We start from the raw sequence: 15,245 nt of genomic DNA, 5'->3' as shown, positions 1-15,245 counted from the left end.
AGAAAGATTGTCTATAGGAGTTCATAAAATGTAATATATTCAATTTCCATCCATTGAAGGGGGAGGTTAATTCTTAATGAATGAAGTAAAGAGTTTTTTTCGAAGTAGAGGGTTTCAACGGTTTCTCGTTTTAATAATAGTAGCGCTTGTATTATACGCATTAAAAAGTATGATTAATTTAATATTAATTACGTTTATACTGACGTTTTTAATGGATCGATTTCAACGTTTTATTTCAAGAAAATTGAAAGTAAACCGGAAAATTGTTATTGCATGTTTATATATAATACTAGTTTCCTTTATAGGCACAACATTATATAAATATTTACCTGTGCTGACGATACAAATTTCACAATTAATTTATCAATTTAAACTGTTTTTTCAAAATCCACCTGATAATGAAATCGTTAAATATGCACTTTCGACAATTAATGGGATGGAAGTATCAAAATATATAGAACAAGGTGTAGACGTCATATATCAATCAATAGCAAATATAGGGAAGGTAAGTTTACAAATATTATTATCTCTAATTTTAAGCTTATTTTTCTTATTAGAAAAAGAGCGTATTATTACATTTACATCAAAGTTTAAAGATAGTAAGTTAAAAATCTTTTATGAAGAAATTGCATATTTTGGTGAAAGATTTGCAAGATCGTTCGGCAAAGTAATTGAGGCTCAGTTTTTAATTGCCGTTGTAAATTGTATTCTTACTGTCATTGCATTAATCGTTTTAGGATTTCCACAGCTACTTGTATTAGCTGTTATGATTTTCTTACTAGGGTTGATTCCTGTTGCAGGTGTGATTATTTCTTTGTTTCCACTTTGTATCATTGCTTACAACGTAGGCGGAGTTATGTACGTAGTATACATACTCGTATTCATAACAGTAATCCATGCTCTTGAAAGTTATTTTTTAAATCCGAAGTTTATGTCTGCAAAAACAAATTTACCAATATTCTACACATTTATGATTCTTATCTTCTCAGAGCATTTCCTCGGAATATGGGGGCTTATTATCGGGATACCAATCTTTATCTTTTTATTAGATGTACTTGATATAAATAATGAGGATGCGACTAAAAAATAAGAAATGATAGAAAATCACTAAAAAGTCATAGGAGATAATGAAAATAAAAAGCAATCCAAAATAAATTGGATTGCTTTTTATTTTCATTAAAGAACCGGAGCCATTGTTTCTTTCAATACTTGAACAGAGTGGTCGAATTTTAATTCTTCATCTTCACTTAATTCAACCTCTAAAATTTCACGAACACCGCCGCGATTTAAAACAGCAGGTACCCCGATATAAACATCTTTTTGACCGTATTGACCTTCTAAGTAAGCTGATACAGTTAATACACTATTTTCGTCGTTTAAAATTGCTTTTGTAACACGTAGAAGTGACATACCGATACCATAATAAGTTGCGCCTTTACGCTCAATAATATGGTAAGCTGCATCACGGACGTTTATGAAAATTTTGTCTAAATCTTCTTGATTATACGTGTTGTCTTTTTCAAGCAGTGTTTGTAGTTTTTGGATACCAACGGAAACATGGCTCCAAACTGGAAGTTCAGTATCGCCGTGTTCTCCGATAATATAAGCGTGAATGTTGTGTGGACCAATATCGAAGTACTCACCTAACATATAGCGGAAACGAGCAGAATCAAGCGTTGTACCAGAACCGATTACACGTTCTTTCGGTAAACCAGATTCTTTCCAAGTTACGTAAGTTAAAATATCTACAGGGTTTGTTGCGATTAAGAAGATGCCATCAAATCCGCTATCCATAATACTGCGAACGATTTGTTTGAAGATTTTAGCGTTTTTCTCAACTAAATCTAAACGTGTTTCGCCTGGTTTTTGTGGTAATCCAGCTGTAATAACTACAAGGTCAGCATCTTTACAATCTTCGTAGCTGCCTTTCCATACTCTAGTTGGAGCTGGTGCGAATGGAACAGCATGACTTAAGTCCATTGCTTCCCCTTCAGCTTTTGCCTCATTTACATCGACTAAAACAAATTCTTCAGCTACAGCCTGGTTAATCATGCAGTAAGCATAACTACATCCAACTGCTCCTGTTCCTACTAATACAACACGGTTAATACCTTTTTTCATTTCAAAATTCCTCGCAATTTCATTGATTTTATTATGTAAGATAATACGTCTTACTTCTATAGAGTCATATCTAGTTTATTACATTTTATAAAAGATATTCAAGTATTTGAAAATGTATCCGTGCAAATCAGCGAACAAAACATAGGAATTCAGTGAACCGAATATAATTCAGTAAAATCCTTTGTAAAAGGGGAAATGGCATGGGGAATCCATTAGCAATGGAAGAAATGCTTCATATTATTCATGCAGGGCTTGTTAAAAAGAATAACCCAAAACGGATTACGATTGCAGGTGCAGGGATTTCTGGATTAGTTGCAGGTTCTTTATTAAAAGAGGCTGGGCACGAAGTAACGATTATAGAAGCAAATAACAGAATAGGTGGCAGAGTGTATACGATTCGGGAACCATTTAGTGTGGGTTTATATTTTAATGCGGGCCCGATGAGAATCCCTGACACCCATAAGTTAACCTTAGCGTATATTCATAAATTTAAACTACCTTTAAATCTTTTTATAAATAAAACTTTTGCAGATATCATTTATACGAATAACATTCAAACGAGATTGAATGTGTTTGAAAATGATCCAAGTGTACTTGAATATCCGGTTTTGGATAAAGAAAGAGGAAAAACGGCAGAAGAGCTAATGATTGAAGTATTAGAACCAATACTAAATTACATTAAGAAGGATCCTGATAAAAACTGGCTTATCGTTGAAAAAAAGTATAAAACGTATTCGCTTGGTTCATTTTTAATGGAGTATTATTCAGATGGTGCGATAGATATGATTGGGGTACTTCTTGATATGGAAGCTTATATGGGAATGTCCTTAATTGAAGTATTACGTGAAATGATTTTCTTTACTTCAACAACGAAATATTATGAAATAACTGGTGGAATGGATAAGTTATCGAATGCATTCTTACCACAATTAAGGGAACATATTTTAATGCCGTATAAGGTTGATAAAATTATACAAGAAGATAATAAAGTAATGTTACAAGGAAATCATGAACAAACGTTAGAGCAATTTACAATAACAAGTGATTTTGCTATTATTACAATTCCATTTTCAGCGTTAAGATTTGTAGAAGTTCAGCCATACTATTTATTCTCTTATTTTAAAAAAAGAGCAATTCGTGAATTAAATTATATTGCTGCAACTAAAATTGCAATAGAGTTTAAAAGTAGATTTTGGGAGAAAGCGGGACAGTGTGGCGGTAAATCTATTACTGATTTACCGATACGGTTTACATACTATCCGAGTTATGGCATTCATACTCCAGGACCAGCTATCGTTATAGCAAGTTATACGTGGGCAGATGAGGCGTTAACATGGGATAGTCTCCCGCAAAGAGATCGTATTCGTTACGCATTAAAAAATTTAGCGGAAATATACGGTGACATCGTCTATAGTGAGTTTGTCACTGGAACATCTTTTAGCTGGAGTAAAAATCCGTATTCTTGCGGTGCATTTACAGCTTTCGAACCAGGCCAAGAGCTCGAGTTATTTCCGTATATTACACCACCATCTGGAAAAGTACATTTTGCAGGAGAGCATACGACATTAACACATGGATGGATGCAAGGGGCAATTGAGTCTGGAGTTAGAGTTGCATATGAAGTAAATGAACAGTGAATCTCTTATATTTACAAAAGGTCATTCTTTTAATAAAATGATAAATATAAATCGTAATTATTACGCTTTGAATACATTTGAAGTAAAGAAATGGATGGTCGGTTGAATGAATAAAGTGGAGATTCATATATTAGGTGGTTTTTTAGGTAGTGGAAAATCAACATTATTACAAAATTTATTGTTAGCAGAGAAAAAGAAGAATAGAAAAGTTGCAGTATTAATGAATGAAATTGGTGAATACTCAGTAGATACAGATATTATTGGAAAAGAGAATGTTTTAAGAGAACTTCTTAAAGGATGTATTTGTTGTACGTTAAAAGAAGAGCTTGAAATACAATTACATTCGTTATACCAACAAGAAAGACCAGATGTAATTTATATAGAAACGACAGGTGTTGCGCATCCAATTGAAGTGTTAGACGCGTGTGTCTCGCCAATTTTAGCTCCTTTTCTGGAAGTGAAATCAATTGTAGTCGTTTTAGATGCAGTAAGGTGGTTAAATCGAAGTATATTAAGTGCAAATGTACAACAGCTATTGCATGAGCAACTGAAATTTGGTAGTCACATTCTTGTTAATAAAGCAGATTTACTAACAGATGAAGATAAGAATACAGTATTTGAAGAAGTAAAGGCAATAAATGATCATGCGAAAATGTATGAGACAAAGTATTGTAATATATCTTTAAAAGATATAGAAGAAGCAGAATTTCCAAATGATGAGGAACACGAGACACTACATGTCAAACAGCATTTACATATACAAACAATGACATATCAATTTACGAAACCGATTGATCAAGACAAATTATATGAATGGCTTTCGAATTTACCAGATAGTATTTATCGAGTGAAAGGTTTTGTGAAATTCCATGGAGATAAATACCCTCACCTATTCCAATATTCGTTCGGAGTACCAACTTTATTAGAACAAGACTTCGGTTTCCCGACAAACTTAGTAGTAATAGGAGAAGGACTAGATAAGAAACAATTGGCTGAAGGGTTAGAGAAAGTAGAACTTAACTCTAATTAAGGGGAAAAGACTAACTTAAAAATAAGTTAGTCTTTTTGTATGGTCATTACTGAAATGAAACAGTATTTTCAATTGGATTGCAGAATATATATTGATTGTATGTTCGTTTCCATTACATAGGAAGGTGATTATATATTTGTGCCGAATGTAGAGGGTACTACAAGAGTTTTCCATTATCTATCGAATTAGTTAGTCATGATTACGGACAGGGGATTTTGGCGTGTTTGATTCTATCAGAAAGTAAAGTATGGGGAGGATCACAATGTCGATGAAAAAACGTAAGTGGCTAAAAACAATGTTTACTGGTTGTGTTTTAGGTTCGTTATTAATAACGGCAGCTTGTTCAGGAAAGAAAACAAGTACAGAGGATGAAAAAACGATTAAGGTAGGAGTCCTTGCTTCTTTAACAGGACCGCTAGAATCGTATGGAAAACAAACAGTGAACGGATTTGAATTAGGGTTAGATTATGCAACTGGTGGAACTGGGAAAGTAGATGGGAAAAAGATTAAGTTTGTTGTAGAAGATACAGAAACGAAAGCGGATGTAGCAGTTAAAAAAGCTACGAAGTTATTAGAAGAAGAGAAAGTTGATTTTTTAGTTGGATCGTCTAGTTCAAGTGATACGTTAGCGGTTTTACCACTGGCTGAAGAATATGAAAAGATTATGGTTGTAGAACCGGCAGTTGCGGATAGTATTACCGGGAAGAACTGGAATAAATATATTTTTAGAACTGGAAGAAGTTCCTCACAAGATGCGATTGCAGGAGCAGCAGCAATTGCGAAAAAAGATGTAAAGATTGCGACATTTGCCCCAGATAACGCTTTTGGTCGTGAAGGGATTGCTGCATTTAAAGCGGGTGCGAAAAAATTAGGTGCGAGCATTGTGAATGAGCAATACGCGGATACAAATTCAACAGATTTTACAGCGAATATTCAAAATATCATTAGTTCAAAACCAGATTATTTATTTATCGCTTGGGCAGGGGCAAATTCACCTTGGAAACAGTTGAAAGATATGAATGTGGAAGCGCAAGGTATTAAAATTTCTACAGGTGCGCCAGATATACCAGCATTAAAAACAATGGATGCATTAGTAGGTATGCAAGGTTTTTCTGTATATTATCACACACTTCCAAAAAATAAAGTGAATGATTGGCTAGTTGAAGAGCATAAAAAACGTTTTAATGGTGTAGTGCCAGATTTGTTTACAGCGGGAGGAATGTCAGCAGCAATTTCTATTGTAGAAGCCTTAAAGAAAACAAAAGGTGATACAGATGTAGATACCTTGATTAAGAAAATGGAAGGAATGGAATTTGATACACCGAAAGGAAAGATGAAGTTTAGAGAGAAGGACCACCAAGCGATGCAGACGCTGTATTCTATCACATTGAAAAAGCAAGATGGTGTTGATTATCCGGTGCCAGTGTTAGAGCGAGAATTAACGATGAAAGAAACAGAACCACCAGTTCAAAATAAATAGACTGAATTTTCTGTTGTTTTTGTATAAAGAGGGGGGACCCTCTTTATACATATTTCCTTCATACTCACGGCTTTAAAGGGAGGGATTTCGTGACACATTTGCTAGAGACGAAAAATCTTAGTGTATCTTTTGGTGAACATCAAGTTATTAAAGATGTAAATTTAACTGTCCAAAAAGGAAAGCTCATTTCTATTATCGGGCCAAATGGTGCGGGGAAGACAACATTATTTAATTTACTAAGTGGACAGATTTCACCTACAACAGGTGAAGTGTATTTTAAAGGGCAAGATATTACAAAACTATCGATTTCAGATCGAACACGCTTAGGAATCGGTCGCTCTTTTCAGCTTACAAACATATTCCCAGAATTAACGGTACTTGAAAATGTCCGTTTAAGTGTTCAATCATTCGTACAAGATTACTATAGTTTTTTCCCGAGTTCAGCAAAATTAAAGCAACAAGTTGGAGAGGCGAGACGTTTCTTAAAAACAGTATTACTTCATGAGAAAGAGAACATATTAGCGAAAGATTTGGCACATGGAGAGAAAAGAAAGCTAGAACTTGCGATGTTATTAGCTTTAAAAACGGATGTGTTATTACTTGATGAGCCGACGGCAGGTATTTCGGTTGAGGAAGTCCCTGCTATATTACAAGTGATTGAAAATATTAAGAAACATCCAGAGAGCACAATTGTACTTATCGAACACAAAATGGATATGATACTAGGTTTGTCAGATCATCTTATCGTTTTATTTCATGGAGAGTTATTGGCTGAAGGATTGCCAGAAGAAATTATGAAAGATGAGCGTGTACAAAGTGCTTATTTAGGGGGATTATATAGTGGCACTATTACAAGTGAATAATATAGAAACGTATTTAGATCAGTTTCATATTTTGCAAGGAGTATCTCTTACTGTTGAGAAAGGGACGATTACTGTACTGTTTGGTAGAAACGGGGCAGGGAAAACAACGACATTACGTTCAGTTATGGGGTTTCACCGGATTGCAGATGGTGAAATTTATTATGATAGTGCAAAAGTGAGTGGATTACCTACACATTTAATTTCAAGGAAAGGAATAGGGTATGTACCAGAAAATCAAGGTATTTTTCATGATTTGACAGTAGAAGAAACTTTCGCTCTTGCTAGGGGAAAAGGTGAGGAAGTAGAAGGGAAAATAGAGTGGATGCTGGAACTATTTCCGGATTTAAAGCAGTTTTGGAATAAGAAAAGTGGGCTCTTGAGCGGAGGGCAAAAGCAAATGTTGGCTATTTCAAGAGCGTTTATTAATAGTGATGGATTATTACTTATTGATGAACCGAGCAAAGGGCTATCCCCGATAATGGTGGAGAAATTAATGGTAGCTATTTTGAAGATGAAAGAGAAAACAACAGTTTTACTTGTTGAGCAAAATTTTATGATGGCCAGTCAAATTGGCGATTATTTTTACATTATGGATAACGGACGAATTGTTCATAACGGTTTTATGAATGAATTAAAAAAGGATAAGGAAATGTGTCATAAATATTTAGGAATCTCTTAACATGAATCCGAGGTGAAAAGGATGGATGTGTTAATCAATTTATTTGTAAATGGGATTTCAACAGGGATGCTCATTTTTTTGTTAGCATCAGGTCTTTCACTTATTTTCGGTCTAATGAGCGTTTTAAACTTTGCACACGGTGGTTTATTTGCATGGGGAGCATTTACAGGTGTTTGGTTATTTAATATGACAGGAAGTTATATATTAGCTTTAGTTGGAGCAGTAGCCATGGGAATGTTCCTAGGATTTATTTTAGAAAGGTTTCTTATTAGACCGGTATATGGAAATCATGTTCGACAGCTGCTCGTTACGCTTGGAGGAATGCTCGTTCTTAGTGAGTGTATTAAAATATTTTGGGGGCCAAACCCTATTAGTGCAAAATTACCGTTATGGTTACAAGGAAGTTTTACATTCGGAGGTATTATATTAATTAAATATCGTCTATTCGTTATTTTAATTGGGATAATTATTTACATTGCACTACTACTATTACTCAAAAAGACGAAGATAGGTCTTATGATCCGTGCAGGTGTAATGGATAAAGAAATGGTTCAAGCGCTTGGTATTAATGTAAAAGCGATATTTTCTTTCGTCTTTTTATTAGGGGCAGGGATGGCAGCTTTGGGAGGATTCTTATTAGCACCGTATTCGGGCGTTATTTTCGCCGAGATGGGCATGCAGTATGCAATTTTAGCTTTTATAGTAGTAATTATCGGTGGATTAGGAAGCGTTCAAGGTTCAGCTATTGCTTCTTTAATTGTCGGATTAGCTGGTGCTTTTACAGCGTATTTTATACCAGATTTATCACTTGCAATTAATATGTTAATGTTACTATTTTTCTTAATAGTGAAGCCAACTGGACTTGTTGGTGAAAAGGGGTGAAATGGTGAACAACACATCGGACCGAATTAAAGTATACTTCGGAGTATGTATGCTCATTTGTTTAAGTGTATTTCCGTTCGTAAATGATTCACGGAGCCTGTTAATTTTGTTCACTCAAATCTTCATCTTTGCTATTTTTGCAATGAGTTTTGATGTATTGCTTGGGTATACAGGAATTGTATCGTTCGGTCATTGTATGTTCTTTGGGATAGGAGCATATGGGGTAGCGCTTTTATTTGATCGACAAGGCGTATCAATAACGAACTTTTTAATTGGAATAGTAGCTGCAATTATCGTTTCAGCAATCGTTAGTTATATAATTGGTTTGCTTTCTTTACGATTGAAAAGTCATTTTTATGCAATGTTAACACTTGCTATTTCACAGTTATTTTTCGTACTTGCTGAAAAATGGCGTGGGCTTACTCACGGAGGAGATGGTTTTACATTTGGGGTACCAGACGTATTCCGTGATCGTTTTACGTTTTATTATGTAACACTTATATGTTTACTGATCATTTTTGTTCTGTTACGTCTTTTCACCAAATCTTCTATTGGAAAAGTATTAAAGGCAATTTCCCAAAATGAGCAACGTGTTGAAGCACTAGGATATAAAGTGCTTCATTATAAAATTATTGCTAGCATTGTTGCAGGAGTAGTAGCTGCGATTAGCGGTGGTTTATTTGTTATCACATTGCGTTTTGTTAATACGACTGTATTTTCAATTGAAATGACATTAAATGCATTATTGATGACGATGATTGGTGGGGTTGGAACGTTAATTGGAGCAATTGCAGGAGCTGGAATTATTGAATCTCTAAAATATTATTTATCAGAACTAGCTACAGAGTATCCGATCTTTGAACGATGGACGATTATTCTTGGTTTATTGTACATTATCGTATTGCTAGTTTTCCCGAAAGGATTAGTTGGCACGGTTAAGGGACTGAAGAATATGAAACGGAATAAGAAGGAGAAAAGTGCAGAAGTGGAGCAAAATGTGTGAAAAATCAATTGTATAGAATATGAAAATCCCTCTTTTAGATTCATAAAGGAGGGATTTTTTATTAACCAAATAGTTCATCAGGGATTTGTTTGAAAGAGTTTTGATTTGTAAAAAAATGAACAGCTAATTTCTCAACTGGAACATCTTCAATTGCTACCAATTTATCATTTTTAATCGGCAAAAAGGCTATCCCTTTTCCGTCCTGAATAAACTCTTCCATAAGCGAATAAGAATCTAATTGTTGAAGTTGACGCTGAGATAAATTATTTTCTTTTAGAAATTGTATCGTCTTATTTCTAAAAGGGCACTTTTTGTCATTACTAACGAAGAAGAGTTCCTTTGAATAGTCAATGATACATTTTTCTTGATCTTTTAGTAAGCCTATAGAAATTGAAGTAGTAAATACTTTTTTAAAACCTGCACCAGAATCATCCTCATAAGTGATGACCATATCAACTTTTTGTTGCTGCAGTAATTTTTGCAAATGACTACTACTTTCTACATATATTTGATAATTTCTAAAGTTTTCTTCAATACGCTTACTTAAATAATTTGTCAAAATAGATTGTGACGTCGCTATTATATAAGAAGAACCACTCGTTTTAATTTCATCTTTTACTTCTTCTAATAGAGTTAATATTTGATTCGTGTAATCTAATAAAATGTCACCAGAAGGTAATAAGGAAACGCCTTTGTTATCTCTATGTAGTAAGGGCGTTTCTAATTCTTGTTCTAATTTTTTGATTCTTTCAGTTACGTTCGGTTGAACATAACCTAACTCTTTAGCAGCTTTACTAATAGAACCCTCACTGGCTACAGTTTTGAATATAATAAGATCATTTATTTCCATATATCTCAGCCCCTTATGCACTATCATTATAAATGATACCAAACATAATTTATACCTATTTTACGTTAGCTACTTATCGATTTATCATAATGTATATAAGATTGAAAGCGAGTGATAAACATGATTGGAATGCAATATAAGGTCATTTTGCCAAAGGATTATGACATGGAAATTATTAAGAAAAGGGTAAAGGATAATGGTTATAAAACTGATGGTTTCCAAGCACTAAATTTTAAAGCTTATTTAATTACGGAAACGGAGAAAGACGGGAATTTTTATAACTGCTATGCACCTTTATATATTTGGGATGGTCATGAAGGGATGAATAAATTTATATTTGAAGGGTACTACGATAATATTTTACAATCTTTTGGATGGCAACAAATACATATAGGTGTTCCATTAGTTGTTAATCTAAGTGATGATTTTAAGAAATGTAAGTATGTTGTTGAATACGTGGGGAGTATTTCTCAAAAGAATTCATTGATTGAAACTCAATTTAACTTTTTTAATAAGAATGTCCAGAATACAGAAAATTGTAAAGGGAATGTAATAGTGTATAACCCAGATAAGTGGGGATATAGTCAGTTTGGATTTTATGAAGTAAAGCCTGAAATTGAAGAGATAGAGGATATTACATTATATGAGGTTTTACACATTTCACAGTAGATGCGGAATTGAAATAGAAATAAATTATTTATAAAAAATCCATTTTGATTCAAGTAATAATGTTCAAAATGGACTTTTCTTAATTATCTTATGTATATTCAAAACAAATTACTGCTTTTCTTAATTCTTTATTAAAGAATAAGTAAATACGATCGGCACCATAAGCTTGAAAATAATATCCTGTAACAAATCCAACATATGTAAAGGGATGTCCATATTCATCTTTTGGTACATATAGAAGATTCGTAAAGTCAAAAATTTCGTCTTCGTTATCGCAGTCTTCTAATAATTCTTCACCTTCTTCTGTCATAAAACGAATATCATCTAGGATACCATTTACCACAGGATAATTTAATCCCCAGCCATTTGTTTGTTTTTCAGCAAACTCTTGTTCTAATACTTCTACAGATGTTATTTCTTTTCCTAAGCTAGAATAAGGATAAATTTTTTGATTACGTTGAAAATACTCTTTACGGATTTGATAATCTCTTTTATTACGCTCATAGGCTTGTTCTATTATGTCAGAATTATTTTGTTCGATTTCGAAATAATTCCAATCCGCTTCAAATTTATATTTTCCATTAATGACATCGAATCCTAATGTATCTGCTTTCGTAAAATTTGTGTGAAATGGTTTGGTGAAATCACCCACACAACCATCATGGATTTCTTTTGCTGACACAATATGTACCCATTCGTCTAATTCCGGTTCAATACATTGTAAGTTTATAGAACAAATGGGTAAAAAGTGCTTTTTATGTTGTTCCAAATCATCATAAAATATGTCTTCATATTCAGGGAATGGTTGTATAAATTGTTTAGAAATATGCATGTTCTGCCCACCTTTATATTAGTGATTTGTTTAATTTTATCATTTTATTTTAATTTTTTCTTATTTAAAAATTTATGATACACATAGTTATGGGAATAAAGAGTTCGTAAGTAAGGTGGATGTCTTATTGTTAAAATTTTATCATATGTCGAACAGTTGAGAGATGAAGCAAAGTAAGACTTCATACTTATACATAGCTTTATTACATTCGACACATAACGACAATATGCTGTTCATTTATCTGTTAGTATAATATATAGTTTTTGGGAATTTTTATCATTTTTACATTGGGGGAAGGGAATTTATGTTTAAAAAAATCGCGACAGTCACTTTAGCAGGGACGTTAGCTTTCAGTTTATCGGCATGTGATGAGAAGAAAGAAGTAGCTAAAACTGTATCAAATAATACGAAGGAAGAGCAAAGTAGTGCCAAAAAAGAAAATACGAAGAATGAAGATACAAGAGAATATAATGTTGAAAAAACTACTCAAATTAGAAATCAAAAATTAACAGTCCATAAAGTACAAATAGCACAAGTGGCAGAATATGATAAGCTGGAAAAAGGTAATGAGTTTGTTATTGTTCATGTTACAGTAGAGAATATTGGTAATCAAAAAGTTAGAATTAATCCATTAGATTTTTACCTTGAAAGAGGAGATGGAAGTATCGTGGACCATACATTTTCAACTAGTAATAAAAACGTTTTTAAAATTAAAGATGTAGATCCAAACGGTAAGATAACAGGAGCCATAACGTTTGAAGCGAAAAAAGGTGATTCTAATCTTGAATTAATTTATAGACCTGATGTTATGTCTAAAGAGGAAGTAAAGGTAGAACTTAAATGATATATCCTGTAAAAGCCCAATTGGTGTAAACAAGGTTTTTTATGCAAACTTATACAGGTTTTACATGAAGACGGTATGCTCAAATGAATTTACGTTACGATAAAAGAAAATAATAGATTAGATGGTGTGAATTTCAAACATACTGTTTTGAAAACAAAAAATAAATGCATGATAAGGATTGGCGTTGGAGCTTAATCCTTTTTTTATGAAGATGTAGAGAATGGCAAGTAGACCTAATACTACACGAGTGATGCCATTAGTTAAGTAAAAGTAAGTTGAGTTATATAAAAAATGTGATTTTCTCTTGCATTACTATCACTTGAGTGGTAAAGTGATAGTAAGATTCACGATAGGAAGTGATCAAACATGCGTGATAATACGATAGGATCATTAATATGGTTACGTTTAATACGATTTACGAACCAAAGTAATCAAATGTCAAATGAGTTTTTAAAACGTTTTGATTTAACGACAGCTCAATTTGATGTGCTTTTGCAAATACGTACGTATCAACCACTAACACAAATGGAGTTAGCTGAAAAGGTAACTGTTACACAAGGTGGCATTTCTCGAATGTTAACTCGTCTTGAAAAAGAAGGATATATTGTACGAAAACAAGATTGGAAAACGAAAACAATTAGTCTTACAGAGCAAGGAGAAGCAGCTTTAGAGAGAGCATTGCCAGAACAACTTGCATTTCAATCTTCGTTTTTTGATGATGTATTAAATGAAGAAGAGCAGAAAATATTATATGAGCTGATGACGAAAGTTCATAAGCATAGTGAAAAAAAAGAATTACCGCAAGAGTAATTTTTTTTACACCATCAATTGACTAATCAAGTGATGGTGTAGGTAATACGGAGATAAACTTGACTTACCAACGTTTTTAGAAAAAAACTAATACTACTTTATTAAAGGGGAGAGTAACTATGGAAAAATACCGTATAGATACAAGAAAAGGAATTGAGTTTGGATTATATTCAATTGGTGATCATGTTTTAAATCCACATAATGGGGAGAAAATTACGCCAGAAAAAAGAATTCATGAACTAATTGAAACAGCTAAGTTAGCAGATGAGGTAGGGCTTGATGTGTTTGCTGTAGGTGAAAGTCATCAAACGCATTTTACAACGCAAGCTCATACAGTTATTTTAGGTGCGGTCGCGCAAGCTACGAAAAATATAAAAATTGCAAGTTCCGCAACGATATTAAGTACATCTGACCCAGTTCGAGTATATGAGGATTTCGCTACCATTGACTTGATTTCTAATGGTCGTGCTGAAATCGTAGCTGGTCGTGGATCTCGTATTGGAGGATATAGTTTACTTGGTTATGACGTGAATGATTATGAAGAATTATTTGAAGAGAAGATGGATCTTTTATTAAAAATTAATAACGAGGAACATGTAACATGGAATGGACAGTTCAGAGCACCACTCGCACATGCATCGGTGATTCCAAGAGCGAAAAATAATAACTTACCAATTTGGCGTGCAGTTGGAGGTCCACCAGCTAGTGCAATTAAAGCAGGACGTGCAGGTGTGCCAATGATGATAACAACACTTGGTGGTCCAGCAATTAACTTTAAAGTGTCAGTAGATGCTTACCGCGAGGCTGCTCAGCAAAGCGGATTTGATCCAGCTAGTTTACCAGTTGCGACAACGAGTTTATTTTATACGGCAAAAAATTCACAAGATGCACTTAGTGAATATTACCCTCACATTAATGCTGGTATGCTTACACTGCGCGGTGATGGGTATCCGAAACAGCAATTTACAAATGCAATAGATTACCGTGATGCTTTAATGGTTGGTAGCCCACAACAAATCATTGAGAAAATGCTTTACCAATATGAATTGTTTGGCCAACAACGCTTTATGGCACAAATTGATTTTGGCGGTGTACCATTTGATAAAATTGAGAAAAATATTGAATTCATTGCTACTGAAATTTTACCAGCCGTTAGAAAACATACAGCAAAATAAATAAAAAAACTGAGAGTTTAATCGACTCTCAGTTTTTTTATTTGTTCTGGAAAAATGACAAAAAAATGAACTTTTAGTCGAGGAAGAGGGAAGTTATTTTCTATTTTTGAATAACATTATTTCGAGTTTGAATTTTGAAAATACATTTTTCTCTTGACAAAAAATAAGCATTTATCGTGGGTGCTTTCGAGGACATTTTTCCGAGTAAAAGTCAAGCGTATGAAGAAAAAACGATTGTTTTATAGATATAAAAGTAAGAAGTATATTGAAAAAACACATTTTGCTAATGAGAAAAATCTGATTCAAAAAAATGACAAAAGACATATTTCAGACAAAATGATGTCAATAATACGTCAAAAATAACCTGAAT

15 protein-coding genes are annotated in these 15,245 nt (G+C 33.4%); 12 read left to right on the top strand and 3 right to left on the bottom strand.

Annotation, left to right across the window (positions count from 1 at the left end; genetic code table 11):
* The first annotated feature begins 76 nt into the window (after window positions 1–76).
* Entirely contained in the window at window positions 77–1,090 is a 1,014-nt protein-coding gene (locus tag DN404_RS23170; protein WP_001006597.1) for an AI-2E family transporter, read from the top strand.
* An 86-nt stretch (window positions 1,091–1,176) separates the two neighbouring features.
* Here DN404_RS23170 and DN404_RS23165 read toward each other — a convergent pair whose 3' ends face one another.
* Window positions 1,177–2,121, bottom strand: coding sequence for an L-lactate dehydrogenase (locus DN404_RS23165; protein WP_000715321.1), 945 nt, complete (start codon window positions 2,119–2,121; stop codon window positions 1,177–1,179).
* 200 nt (window positions 2,122–2,321) lie between these two features.
* Here DN404_RS23165 and DN404_RS23160 point away from each other — a divergent pair, with 200 nt between their 5' ends.
* The 7 genes from DN404_RS23160 (at window position 2,322) to DN404_RS23125 (ending at window position 9,695) form a co-directional block, all read left to right on the top strand.
* Entirely contained in the window at window positions 2,322–3,758 is a 1,437-nt protein-coding gene (locus DN404_RS23160; protein WP_000528002.1) for a flavin monoamine oxidase family protein, read from the top strand.
* 106 nt (window positions 3,759–3,864) lie between these two features.
* Window positions 3,865–4,788: a CobW family GTP-binding protein gene (locus DN404_RS23150; protein ID WP_001044939.1), complete on the top strand. Its 924-nt coding sequence runs from the start codon at window positions 3,865–3,867 to the stop codon at window positions 4,786–4,788.
* A gap of 262 nt (window positions 4,789–5,050) precedes the next feature.
* The gene (locus DN404_RS23145) at window positions 5,051–6,268 is read left to right on the top strand and encodes a substrate-binding domain-containing protein (protein WP_149215510.1); all 1,218 of its coding nucleotides are present in this window, start codon (window positions 5,051–5,053) and stop codon (window positions 6,266–6,268) included.
* Window positions 6,269–6,357: 89 nt separating this feature from the next.
* Complete coding sequence (locus DN404_RS23140; RefSeq protein WP_000149337.1) at window positions 6,358–7,131, top strand: ABC transporter ATP-binding protein; 774 nt, start codon at window positions 6,358–6,360, stop codon at window positions 7,129–7,131.
* The gene (locus tag DN404_RS23135) at window positions 7,109–7,810 is read left to right on the top strand and encodes an ABC transporter ATP-binding protein (protein ID WP_001196709.1); all 702 of its coding nucleotides are present in this window, start codon (window positions 7,109–7,111) and stop codon (window positions 7,808–7,810) included. The genes DN404_RS23140 and DN404_RS23135 overlap by 23 nt, the downstream gene beginning before the upstream one ends.
* A gap of 21 nt (window positions 7,811–7,831) precedes the next feature.
* Window positions 7,832–8,692 (top strand): branched-chain amino acid ABC transporter permease, encoded by an 861-nt coding sequence (locus tag DN404_RS23130; RefSeq protein ID WP_000382787.1) that lies wholly within the window; start codon window positions 7,832–7,834, stop codon window positions 8,690–8,692.
* A gap of 49 nt (window positions 8,693–8,741) precedes the next feature.
* Entirely contained in the window at window positions 8,742–9,695 is a 954-nt protein-coding gene (locus DN404_RS23125) for a branched-chain amino acid ABC transporter permease (protein WP_002040965.1), read from the top strand.
* 61 nt (window positions 9,696–9,756) lie between these two features.
* On the opposite strand, the gene DN404_RS23120 is transcribed toward DN404_RS23125, so the two are convergent.
* Window positions 9,757–10,545, bottom strand: coding sequence for a LysR family transcriptional regulator (locus tag DN404_RS23120; RefSeq protein WP_149215509.1), 789 nt, complete (start codon window positions 10,543–10,545; stop codon window positions 9,757–9,759).
* A 120-nt stretch (window positions 10,546–10,665) separates the two neighbouring features.
* On the opposite strand from DN404_RS23120, the gene DN404_RS23115 reads away from it, so the two are divergent.
* The gene (locus tag DN404_RS23115; RefSeq protein WP_016122327.1) at window positions 10,666–11,214 is read left to right on the top strand and encodes a DUF4865 family protein; all 549 of its coding nucleotides are present in this window, start codon (window positions 10,666–10,668) and stop codon (window positions 11,212–11,214) included.
* An 88-nt stretch (window positions 11,215–11,302) separates the two neighbouring features.
* Here DN404_RS23115 and DN404_RS23110 read toward each other — a convergent pair whose 3' ends face one another.
* On the bottom strand, window positions 11,303–12,046 hold the full coding sequence (locus DN404_RS23110; protein WP_044307241.1) for a hypothetical protein: 744 nt from the start codon (window positions 12,044–12,046) through the stop codon (window positions 11,303–11,305).
* A gap of 304 nt (window positions 12,047–12,350) precedes the next feature.
* Here DN404_RS23110 and DN404_RS23105 point away from each other — a divergent pair, with 304 nt between their 5' ends.
* The 3 genes from DN404_RS23105 to DN404_RS23095 all read left to right on the top strand — a co-directional run bounded on the left by DN404_RS23105 (window position 12,351) and on the right by DN404_RS23095 (window position 14,875).
* Complete coding sequence (locus tag DN404_RS23105; RefSeq protein ID WP_000473159.1) at window positions 12,351–12,890, top strand: DUF4352 domain-containing protein; 540 nt, start codon at window positions 12,351–12,353, stop codon at window positions 12,888–12,890.
* A gap of 366 nt (window positions 12,891–13,256) precedes the next feature.
* On the top strand, window positions 13,257–13,700 hold the full coding sequence (locus DN404_RS23100; RefSeq protein ID WP_001205523.1) for a MarR family winged helix-turn-helix transcriptional regulator: 444 nt from the start codon (window positions 13,257–13,259) through the stop codon (window positions 13,698–13,700).
* A gap of 119 nt (window positions 13,701–13,819) precedes the next feature.
* A complete protein-coding gene (locus tag DN404_RS23095; RefSeq protein WP_006921908.1) occupies window positions 13,820–14,875 on the top strand; it encodes an LLM class flavin-dependent oxidoreductase in 1,056 nt (351 codons plus the stop codon).
* The last annotated feature ends 370 nt before the right edge of the window (window positions 14,876–15,245 follow it).

This window comes from Bacillus sp. TE8-1 (assembly GCF_008368855.1).
GTDB lineage: Bacteria > Bacillota > Bacilli > Bacillales > Bacillaceae_G > Bacillus_A > Bacillus_A cereus.
Note: the sequence above shows the minus strand (reverse complement) of the source record. Positions and strands in the feature narration are given on the sequence as shown.

Coding starts and splice junctions, on each gene's coding strand:
- DN404_RS23125 (WP_002040965.1), top strand. CDS start 8,742: ATGCTCATTTGTTTAAGTGTATTTCCGTTCGTAAATGATTCACGGAGC.
- DN404_RS23115 (WP_016122327.1), top strand. CDS start 10,666: ATGATTGGAATGCAATATAAGGTCATTTTGCCAAAGGATTATGACATG.
- DN404_RS23145 (WP_149215510.1), top strand. CDS start 5,051: ATGTCGATGAAAAAACGTAAGTGGCTAAAAACAATGTTTACTGGTTGT.
- DN404_RS23110 (WP_044307241.1), bottom strand. CDS start 12,046: ATGCATATTTCTAAACAATTTATACAACCATTCCCTGAATATGAAGAC.
- DN404_RS23165 (WP_000715321.1), bottom strand. CDS start 2,121: ATGAAAAAAGGTATTAACCGTGTTGTATTAGTAGGAACAGGAGCAGTT.
- DN404_RS23100 (WP_001205523.1), top strand. CDS start 13,257: ATGCGTGATAATACGATAGGATCATTAATATGGTTACGTTTAATACGA.
- DN404_RS23170 (WP_001006597.1), top strand. CDS start 77: ATGAATGAAGTAAAGAGTTTTTTTCGAAGTAGAGGGTTTCAACGGTTT.
- DN404_RS23150 (WP_001044939.1), top strand. CDS start 3,865: ATGAATAAAGTGGAGATTCATATATTAGGTGGTTTTTTAGGTAGTGGA.
- DN404_RS23095 (WP_006921908.1), top strand. CDS start 13,820: ATGGAAAAATACCGTATAGATACAAGAAAAGGAATTGAGTTTGGATTA.
- DN404_RS23105 (WP_000473159.1), top strand. CDS start 12,351: ATGTTTAAAAAAATCGCGACAGTCACTTTAGCAGGGACGTTAGCTTTC.
- DN404_RS23160 (WP_000528002.1), top strand. CDS start 2,322: ATGGGGAATCCATTAGCAATGGAAGAAATGCTTCATATTATTCATGCA.
- DN404_RS23120 (WP_149215509.1), bottom strand. CDS start 10,545: ATGGAAATAAATGATCTTATTATATTCAAAACTGTAGCCAGTGAGGGT.
- DN404_RS23130 (WP_000382787.1), top strand. CDS start 7,832: ATGGATGTGTTAATCAATTTATTTGTAAATGGGATTTCAACAGGGATG.